6 protein-coding genes and 1 pseudogene are annotated in these 9,836 nt (G+C 40.0%); 5 read left to right on the plus strand and 2 right to left on the minus strand.

Annotated features, from left to right (window positions below; translation table 11 throughout):
- The first annotated feature begins 519 nt into the window (after positions 1-519).
- The 3 genes and pseudogenes from ABF638_RS34820 to ABF638_RS34830 all read left to right on the plus strand — a co-directional run.
- Entirely contained in the window at positions 520-2,961 is a 2,442-nt protein-coding gene (locus tag ABF638_RS34820) for a dynamin family protein (RefSeq protein WP_435027357.1), read from the plus strand.
- 115 nt (positions 2,962-3,076) lie between these two features.
- Positions 3,077-4,102, plus strand: coding sequence for a S66 peptidase family protein (locus ABF638_RS34825; RefSeq protein ID WP_435027358.1), 1,026 nt, complete (start codon positions 3,077-3,079; stop codon positions 4,100-4,102).
- A 160-nt stretch (positions 4,103-4,262) separates the two neighbouring features.
- Positions 4,263-4,442, plus strand: a pseudogene (locus tag ABF638_RS34830) (IS701 family transposase); the annotation flags it as partial.
- Here the strand turns inward: ABF638_RS34830 and ABF638_RS34835 are convergent.
- Positions 4,439-5,638: a hypothetical protein gene (locus ABF638_RS34835; protein ID WP_435027359.1), complete on the minus strand. Its 1,200-nt coding sequence runs from the start codon at positions 5,636-5,638 to the stop codon at positions 4,439-4,441. The pseudogene ABF638_RS34830 and the gene ABF638_RS34835 sit on opposite strands and share 4 nt — an antisense overlap.
- A gap of 317 nt (positions 5,639-5,955) precedes the next feature.
- On the opposite strand from ABF638_RS34835, the gene ABF638_RS34840 reads away from it, so the two are divergent.
- Both ABF638_RS34840 and ABF638_RS34845 read left to right on the plus strand, forming a co-directional pair.
- Positions 5,956-7,575 (plus strand): NAD(P)/FAD-dependent oxidoreductase, encoded by a 1,620-nt coding sequence (locus tag ABF638_RS34840; RefSeq protein WP_435027360.1) that lies wholly within the window; start codon positions 5,956-5,958, stop codon positions 7,573-7,575.
- Between the two features lie 143 nt (positions 7,576-7,718).
- On the plus strand, positions 7,719-8,945 hold the full coding sequence (locus ABF638_RS34845) for a hybrid sensor histidine kinase/response regulator (protein ID WP_435027361.1): 1,227 nt from the start codon (positions 7,719-7,721) through the stop codon (positions 8,943-8,945).
- Positions 8,946-9,341: 396 nt separating this feature from the next.
- On the opposite strand, the gene ABF638_RS34850 is transcribed toward ABF638_RS34845, so the two are convergent.
- On the minus strand, positions 9,342-9,608 hold the full coding sequence (locus ABF638_RS34850) for a hypothetical protein (RefSeq protein ID WP_069072185.1): 267 nt from the start codon (positions 9,606-9,608) through the stop codon (positions 9,342-9,344).
- Between the last annotated feature and the right edge of the window lie 228 nt (positions 9,609-9,836).

Genomic DNA, 9,836 nt, shown 5'->3' on the forward strand with positions numbered 1-9,836 from the left:
GGGTGAGATGACTTCAGTACCATATCAATTACTCAATCAGAATGAAATAGCCCTGGGCTTCTTAGTTGTACTGAGTTTTTTCAGAAATCAAATATGAGTGCTATATAGAAATCCGATTATGAATAGTCAGGGATAATTTCTAGTTCTTGATAACCTGTTTGTTGGTCAAAACTTCTATTAAAAGTAAACTCCTCACTTGCACCGATAACTATTTCAGCAGTTGTGTAGATAAGATTGTTTGAAAAGTCTTCTGGTCGGTAGCAAAACGTTTTAGATTCCGATAAATGGGGGGACTTTTAGAGACTTTGCCCCCCTTTTTAAGGGGGGTTGGGGGGATCGACAAGTGCCTAAAATTACAGCCAATCACTTTTAAAACATCCTCTTAGTTAATAATCATTAATTATTTGTTTAAGTAATATCTAGCAATTAAACCGCATAAAAATTTCTCAGGAATTTTACTGAACCATCAAGACAATAAATATTACTAAGATATAGCTAAATATTGTCAGGATGCTGAATATGTCAGATTTACCGCTTCAGTGCAAAAATTTGAAAGAACAAGTTGAGTGTATATTACAACTTTTGCAGCAGGAACCAACGCTACGTTCCCAAGATATTACACCTGTACAAACTTCCTTAAGTAAGGCGATTTCTCCCAAATTTGAGATTGTGTTTGCGGGTGCGTTTAGTGCTGGGAAATCAATGCTAATCAATGCGCTATTGGAGAGGGAATTACTCTACAGTGCGGAAGGGCACGCTACAGGTACAGAATGCAAAATCGAGTATGCAGAAGTAGATAAAGAACGTGTTGTTTTGACGTTTTTAAGTGAAGCAGAAATTCGGGAACAAGCAGTTTCTTTATGTCAGCAACTAGGATTTAAGACAGTAGCTAATATCAACCAAATTGATGTAATTAACTTGTTACGTCAAGGTTCTGAAGCGATTATTCAGCAGGAGGGTGGTGAGAGTAAATCAGAACGTGCAAAACAGGCGAAGGCGTTAATGTTATTGCTAGAGGGATATATGGCAAACCGCGATCGCATCAACACTGTTAATAATGCTACATACTCAATGGAGCAATTTAACTTTTCCAATCTTAAGGAAGCGGCTGGATATGCCCGTCGTGGTAGTAATAGTGCAGTATTGAAGCGGATAGAATATTACTGTAATCATCCTTTGCTACAAGATGGAAATGTAATTATAGATACACCTGGTATAGATGCACCAGTAGAGAAAGATGCACAGCTAACTTATGCCAAAATTCAACATCCTGATACTTCGGCGGTGGTGTGTGTGCTAAAACCTGCTTCGGCGGGTGATATGACAAAAGAAGAAACAGAACTTTTGGAATTAATGCGGAAGAATGCGGGAGTACGCGATCGCGTTTTCTATGTCTTCAATCGAATTGATGAAACTTGGTATAATACCCAACTACGGCAACGATTAGATAATTTAATTAGTGGGCAATTTAGCAATTCCAACAAGGTTTATAAAACCAGTGGATTATTAGGATTTTACGGCAGTCAGATTAAACAGACAAGCCAACAAGATAGATTTGGTTTAGATTCTGTTTTCGCAGAAAGTATTAAAGGTTTAGATGGTAATGAAGAAACACCGCAATTTGTCTATGCGTTTAACAACTACTGTGTAAATTCAGGAAAGCTATCTGCCACTAAATTCCGTGTCTCTGTTAATGCCCAGGAAACCCCAAATCAAAATTATGTAAGGATTCTGGAAGATTGGGGAAATGAACTGATAGAAAAGCTAATTCAAGATAGTGGTACTAATGAATTTCGTACAGCTATTACTCGCTATCTTACAGAAGAAAAGCGTCCACAGTTATTTAAAAATCTTGCTGATGATTTGGAAGATATTTGTATTAAACTGAAAAGACATTATCAGAGTGTACAACGCGATTTAGATAGTCAGCCTCAAGAAATTGAGATGATGAAGGCGCAAGAATTGCAACAACTAAATCAGCAACTCCAGCAAGTTGGTAGAGAATTTAGTGAGCATATTAAAGAAGAAGTTAACCATGTAATTAATAATTCTTGTGATGCTTTTGAAGCCGATTTTAAGCAATTGCAATCACGCATGATTCGCCGTTTAGATGAATTGCTAGATACTTTTTCTGTAGCTTATGCTTATCGACGTGCAACCATCAGCCATCCTCGCAACGCTACCGCACCTTTGATTGCTATTTTAGTTGAGGCATTTTATTACTTAGCAAATCAATTAGAAGATATTTTGGTTGAATCTTCTCAGCAAGTAGTTGCAAATTATTTTCAGAGGTTGATTGAAAAGGTTCGTAAGTCCGAATATTATCGCCAGTTGTATCGGTTATTAGATCATGATGGCGGCATTGAACAAGAGATTAGAATTATAGAAAAACAAGTTACTCAAGCATTAGTTAGTGCAGCTAGTGTAGAGTGCGATCGCTTTGTGCGAGAAAGTCCAAGATTTTATGATGAAGGCACTTTTTCTATATATCAATTTCGCCAAACTTTATTACAAACTTCTCAAGGTTACGACGCTGAAAGTATCATAGAAGCAGAGCCAGCAATTAGGCAGTTATTGAAGTTAGATTTTGAACCCAAAGTTTCCCAAACCATTCGTAAATCTTTTCGTCAAACCATCAACCAAACTCTCAAAACTCAATTGATCCCAATGGCAAATCAGCAAGCCGATGAAATTTTGCAGCAATATCCACAGGCGCGGGCTTATTTAGAGAAAACATTGCAACAAGAGGCTGAAGAAAAAATTGCGAATAATCGCCGATTATTGAATGTTGTCGAAGAAAATATTGCAGCATATAATTCAGCCACTTCTAGTATTAATAGTTGTTTGCAGGCGATGCAATTATATGATCATTTTTTGCCTGTAATTGGTGATCCGTTTGACACTGATGGGAAGTTTGCTAATAATGGATTTGTGATTTCAGATGTGGTACAAGAGGTTTAATTTTACATATCACAATCCGATTTGATTTGTGAAAATTAGCGGTGTTTAGATCCCCGACTTCTTTAAGAAGTCGGGGATCTAACTTTTTAGAATCCTAATCCCTAACTCAATGGTTATGCTTATCAAGCGCCGACAATTTCTTACAACCTGTGGACTCGCTACCTTAGCCACCCAAGTATCACCACTTACCGCCCAAGGTAAACTACCCACAAACACCATCCGCAAGCCCCCGCGTCTGCAAGTAGGCGATACTGTAGGATTAATCGCCCCTGCGGGTATCGTTGACGCTAAAGACATCGAAGCAGCGCAGAAGTCAATTTCACAATTAGGATTAAAAGTCAAGCTGGGGAAGCATATTTTAGATCGTTACGGCTATTTAGCGGGTAAAGATAGCGATCGCGCCCAGGATGTAAACTTGATGTTTAGCGATCGCTCCATAAAAGCAATTATCGCCATGCGTGGTGGTTGGGGCTGCAATCGCATTTTACCCCTACTCAACTACTCGCTGATCCGCTCCTATCCGAAAATTCTCATAGGCTACAGCGATATTACGACGCTGTTATTGGCAATAAATGCCCGTAGTCAAATGATTACTTTTCATGGCCCAGTTGCCACGTCTACCTGGAATCAATTTACAGTGGATTACTTCAAGCGCATCCTATTTAATGGTGAAGCTGTGACTATTCAAAATCTCAACCCTAGCGAAGTGCGGGTGGAGACAATAGCACCGGGAAAGACAAGAGGTAAACTTGTAGGTGGAAATTTATCAGTGCTATCAGCAATGGTAGGTTCACCTTACCTACCTTCTTGGAACAAAAGTATCCTGTTTATGGAAGAAATTGGCGAGGATGTTTACCGTATAGATAGGATGTTGACGCAGTTAAAAACCGCTGGGATACTAAATCAAATTGCTGGCTTTATCTTTGGGCAATGCACTAATTGTAGTCTTGGGGATGAACCATCATTTACTTTAATGCAAGTATTGCAAGACCACATACTTCCTTTAGGGATTCCTGCTTGGTATGGTTCAATGATTGGTCATATTAAAGATAAATTTACCTTGCCAATCGGCTTAGAAGTGGAAATAGATGCTGAACTTGGGACAATACGAATGTTAGAGGCGGCTGTTAGTTTGCTTTAATGCAAGTTCGACGGCTCAAGATTATTAAAATAGGACTTACGCGATTTGAAACCTTTCATTGAGCCATAAAACAAGTATGTGGAATTTATCGGTTCATGGTGAACCAGCGCGTTGCGGGGGTTCCTCCCCCCCCGTTGTAGCGACTGGCGAACCCGCAAGGGTTAAAGATACCTATGCAATCAAGACTCACATATTTTGTTCACTTCAAGCTTTTGTTAGATTGGAGTTTATACAGTCTGAAAAAATAATTAGCAATTGGTACGAAATACAACGGAATATGTTCACGTTAGTTGTACGTGAACATATTTTTGCAACCCTTAGCGGTGATGGCATTGTCTAGACTAAATTGCTCATATTTCTTGATATATCTAAAAGATTAGACAAGCCAATTTGTTGAGTTTCTATTGCTAGGTTAAGTAGAAATAACTCCATATCTAGTTCGTTTAAGATTGCCGCATCATTAGAATTGTTACTGTTGTTCGTGCCATCAGAAAGCGTTAACAAGTAATTAGTATTCCCTGCTGTTGGTTGGATGCGTACATAGTAAGTACCTGGAAGCAATACAAGGTTGTTAAAAAGATTACCTACAAGACCATTATCAGAATTCGATACAGCAGTATTTCTAGAACTTAAAACATTTCCACTACTATCCAATACTTGCTCAAGTACACTTCTAGAAAAGCTATAGTTAGCTATTCTAAGAGTGCTAGTTTTATTCAAATCAAATCGATAGTAGTCATAAGGATCGGATGAGCCGACATTTTCCAGTACACGAGTATAATTTGAACCTATGGGAAGTTGGCGAGCAGTGCTGAATATATTTCCGGCATAGTCATTAGCAGCTTGGCGCCCTTCAAATACACCACTAGAATCAAAGTGTTCTACTAAGTTAATACCTTGCAAAAAAGCTAAATCTGGATTGTTGGCTTTATAGTATCCGGCATCAAAAGAGGGCGAAGATTTACGTCCCTCATTTATCCCATTTATTTCAAAATGCTGTAACAACTGGCTATTAGTTAAATTAGTCAAGTCTTGGTTGTTAGCACGATAGTAGTTGAAATCAAACAATGGTGAAAACTGACGTCCTTCATTTATCCCATTGATTTCAAAATGATTCAATAGTTGAGAGTTATTTAAAGAGGAAAGGTCAGAGTTATAGTTTTTATACTGGATTGACCCAAAAAATGCAGCAAAATTACGTCCTTCTGAAATACCAGAGTCTTTGAGATGAATAAATAATTGTTCATTATTAAAGCCTGTGAGGTCACTATTGTTAGCGCGATAGTAGTTAAGACTAACGTTGGGCGAAAAACTACGTCCCTCAGCTACTCCGTGATTCACTAGATGATTTAATAGTTGGCTGTTGTTGAAGTTTGCCAAGTCAGAACTACTAGCTCGGTAGAAACTCAAATTAATCAGTGGTGAGAATGAACGACCTTCATTTAGACCATAGGTTTGGAAGTGTGACAAAGCTTGAGCATCATTCAAACCAGCTAAGTCTTGATTGGCAGCACGATAGAAACCGGCGTCAAACACATTTGATATACTTAGAGCCATATTATTAAATATACGAAAGCTAGTTTTGCAAAGCGCATTACATAGTAGTACGTAGTATTATAAAGTAAGAGTAAATATCTCCTGATACTAAAAAATAAATTTAATGATTAGAGCGGAACTACCTTTTCCCCGCCTAGTTGTGCAAACACTAGCGTTGGCTACGCCCACCGCAGGCATCGCATTAGCGCAGCGGTACATTTAGTGAATGTCTACGGCGACCTACGCTAACGCGCCACAGTGATTTTGATTAGATTTTGATTAAGATTTTGATAGACAAGTATGAATTTCTCCTCGCTATGTTACGACTAACAGAAGTAAAGCTCCCGCTTGATCATCCTGAAGATGAGATCAAGTCTGCCATCCTCAAAAAGCTGCAAATCACAGACGAAGAATTGATCAGCTATTCCATCTTCAAGCGTAGCTACGATGCGCGTAAGAAAGGAGATATCAGCCTTGTCTATATTCTGGATGTAGAAACGACTCAGGAAACTCATCTACTCAAGCGCCTGAAAAAAGATCCCCATGTCATGGCCACGCCAGACATGAGTTATCGCCCAGTGGCAAAAGCACCGAGCAATTTAGCGATTCACCCCATCGTGATTGGTACTGGGCCTTGTGGCTTGTTTGCGGGTTTGATGCTGGCGCAAATGGGATTCCGTCCGATCATTTTAGAACGTGGGAAAAAAGTTCGCGATCGCACTGCTGATACTTTTGGCTTTTGGAAGAAAAAATCAGACTTCAACCCAGAATCTAACGCCCAGTTTGGTGAAGGTGGTGCGGGTACATTTTCTGATGGCAAACTCTACAGTCAAGTCAAAGATCCTCAGCATTATGGGCGCAAGGTTCTAACCGAACTCGTCAATGCGGGAGCCTCACCAGAAATTCTCTATATCAACAAACCGCACATCGGCACATTCAAACTGGTGGGAATCGTCCAAAGTATGCGGGCTAAAATCGAATCCCTCGGCGGTGAAATTCGCTTTGAAAGTCGAGTTGAAGATATCAACATCGAAAATGGACAGGTGCGGGGAGTCACCCTCGCTAGTGGGGAATATATCGCCAGCGATTATGTAGTTCTAGCAGTAGGGCACAGCGCCCGCGATACCTTCCAAATGCTTTACAATCGTGGAGTTTACATAGAGCCAAAACCTTTTTCCATCGGCTTTCGGGTCGAACATCCCCAGACTCTCATCGACCAATGTCGTTTCGGCGCTCAGGCTGGTCATAAGCTTTTAGGTGCTGCCGATTACAAGCTGGTTCACCACTGCCAAAATGGTCGTTCCGTCTATAGTTTCTGTATGTGTCCGGGAGGCTTGGTAGTTGCAGCCGCATCAGAGGCGGGGCGACTTGTCACCAACGGGATGAGCCAATACTCTCGCAATGAGCGTAATGCCAACAGTGCGATCGTTGTGGGTATCACACCCGAAGATTATCCGGGAAATGCCTTGGCGGGAATTGACTTCCAACGGCGCTTGGAAGAAAAGGCTTTTGAGTTGGGCGGTGGAACTTATGAAGCTCCAGGGCAGTTGGTGGGTGACTTTCTCAACCATCGCCCCTCTACAGCATTTGGCACTGTTAAACCGTCTTATACACCTGGGATACATTTGGGTGATTTAAGTCAGAGTTTACCAGATTATGCGATCGCCGCCATCCGCGAAGCCCTTCCAGCTTTTGACAAACAAATTAAAGGATTTGCGATGGATGATGCCGTGTTGACTGGAGTGGAAACCCGTACCTCATCACCGATTCGGATTAAACGCAAAGAGGATTATCAGAGTTTAAATACAGTCGGTCTTTATCCGGCTGGTGAAGGCGCGGGATATGCAGGGGGAATTCTCTCGGCGGGTATCGATGGTATCAAGGTAGCGGAGGCGGTGGCTTTAAGTATTTTGAAAAATTGCGATCGTAATTTTTGAGACAGAAGAGTTTTATCGATGGTTGTTTCTAAAAGGGGAAAAGCGATCGCATCTTAGGAAACAACATCCATTTGACATACCTAAAATCCATTCAGCTTATTAGTTGTGGACTCCTCAAAATTTATTTTATCAAAAGCAGCTTTATGAACGTAACCAGTATTTTATCAAGCACACAGATAACAGAGAAAGTTAGGATTCTGGTTGTTGAAGATGAGTATATTCTGTCCATGAATTTACAAGAAACTTTAGAGCTGCTGGGATACACTGTTTTAGATATTATCGATACGGCAGAAACGGCAATTGAGAAAGCTGGTGAACTACTCCCAAACTTGGTTTTGATGGATATCCAGTTGCGGGGTGAGATGGACGGAATTCAGGCGGCGGAGCTAATCTGGAATCGTTTTCAAATACCTGTCGTTTATATTACCGGACATTCTGATCAAAACACTGTGAAGCGGGCTAACATGACATTTGCTTTTGGTTACATCCTCAAACCTGTCAAACAGCAACAACTTTATGTTGCTATTCAAACAGCACTCAATCGCCATCAACGTGAGCAATTGTCACAATCTCAACGGCTCAACCTGTTGAAAAATAATTTTCTAGCAACCGCCTCTCATGAAATGCAAATGCCCTTATTGAATATCAAAATGACAATCTCGGTGCTAGAAAATATTCTGGAGCGAGAGGGCATTTTAAATTCAGAACTACTTTCTCCATTTGAGTCTGTAGCTGGCTACATAACTATTATGCGCCAACAGTGTGAAGAAGGGCTAGATTTGTTGAACATTTTGCTGTCTATGCAAATGATTGATACAGATGCATATCCATTAGAATTAACTTCATTTCAACTTCAAGAATGGCTTCCTCATTTAAGCTTGTATTTTCGAGAACTTGCTCGTTCTCAAAAACAGATTTTCCAGGTTAGTATCCCCCAAAATTTACCACCTATGGTTTCAGACTTAGGTGTTGTTACCAAAATTATCTCCGAATTACTCAACAATGCCTGCAAATATTCTCCACCTGATGAAGAGATTAAATTAACTGTCCAGATTATCGACATAACAAAAAGTGTAATCAATAAAGATGAGGAATCTGATATGAAGACTAATGCTCAAGTGCCCTTTTTTGAAATTACAATTAGCAACTCTGGCGTAATAATCCCTAAAAAAGATCAATCTCGAATATTTGAACCATTTTATCGAATTCCTTACAACAATTTCTGGAAAATTGGCGGGATAGGATTGGGTTTGACATTAGTTAAGAAGTTTGTAGAATGTCTCCAAGGCACGATAGAAGTTACCAATATTAAAGATTGCACAAGATTCACTGTTTTACTACCTTTAAGCCTGTCAGATTTATCATCTTAAGCGAACATTATATTTCTCCTCACGCGCAGAGAGAAAAAAGAGATTTTACAAGTCACCTTGAAAAGGCTAGTACCGCAAGGCGGAATTAAAAATTAAAAATTAAAAATGAAGACAGCGTAAGGGTTTTGTTGATTGGGAATGGGTGGTTTATTTCCGCCGTGCTGTACTAGTCCTATACAGCAGAATTCAGGAGCAAAAGACGCTTTATACCTTTATTTCAGCTTTTTTCTATTTCATTCTGTGATGTTATTCATGCCAGCCAATATCATTTCTAATATCAAGCCCCACCTAGCTACTTTCGAGGTAGGGCTTTTGCTTTTATGGCTGGAGTCGAGATGCAATCATGCATAAGCGCGATGGCGTACACGCCCGCAGTAAGCGATCGCACTGGGGAATTTAGCCGAACGTTAAAGCTGGTTCTTCACAGAAGTTAAATAGGGCTGACTCACTTTCTGATTCATCTTCAAAGACAGCAGAGATATACCATTCACAGGGCGAATCATTCGTATATTCAGCCCAAGCAATTGTTACTGTTTCACCCGATGGAATCCCTGAATCACTCAAGGTAAATGAAGCCCAATCTTCATCATCGAGAGATACCCACAACTCTGTAATTGCCTGTTCGGTGTCATTGGTAACGGTAAACGTGAATTGGTCTGACATAAATAGCCCCTTAGCTATAAATAAATTGCAGGTTGTCAGTCACCGATTATACTGCCACTTTTTTTAATTGATATCACGGTAACTGCCAGAATATATACTCATAGATAGTTTCAAGCTTTTTTGGACTAAATTTAAATTTATTAAAGAGTATTAAAAATATCACAGATAAGACGCGATGAATCGCCGTCTCTACAAAAGACCGATTATTTGTAGAGACGGCGATTTATC

This window comes from Nostoc sp. CALU 1950 (assembly GCF_051172895.1).
GTDB classification, from domain to species: domain Bacteria; phylum Cyanobacteriota; class Cyanobacteriia; order Cyanobacteriales; family Nostocaceae; genus Nostoc; species Nostoc edaphicum_A.

What these genes read in the sequence shown, in the direction of transcription:
- ABF638_RS34850 (WP_069072185.1), bottom strand. Translation starts at nt 9,608, where the DNA reads ATGTCAGACCAATTCACGTTTACCGTTACCAATGACACCGAACAGGCA.
- ABF638_RS34845 (WP_435027361.1), top strand. Translation starts at nt 7,719, where the DNA reads ATGAACGTAACCAGTATTTTATCAAGCACACAGATAACAGAGAAAGTT.
- ABF638_RS34825 (WP_435027358.1), top strand. Translation starts at nt 3,077, where the DNA reads ATGCTTATCAAGCGCCGACAATTTCTTACAACCTGTGGACTCGCTACC.
- ABF638_RS34840 (WP_435027360.1), top strand. Translation starts at nt 5,956, where the DNA reads ATGTTACGACTAACAGAAGTAAAGCTCCCGCTTGATCATCCTGAAGAT.
- ABF638_RS34820 (WP_435027357.1), top strand. Translation starts at nt 520, where the DNA reads ATGTCAGATTTACCGCTTCAGTGCAAAAATTTGAAAGAACAAGTTGAG.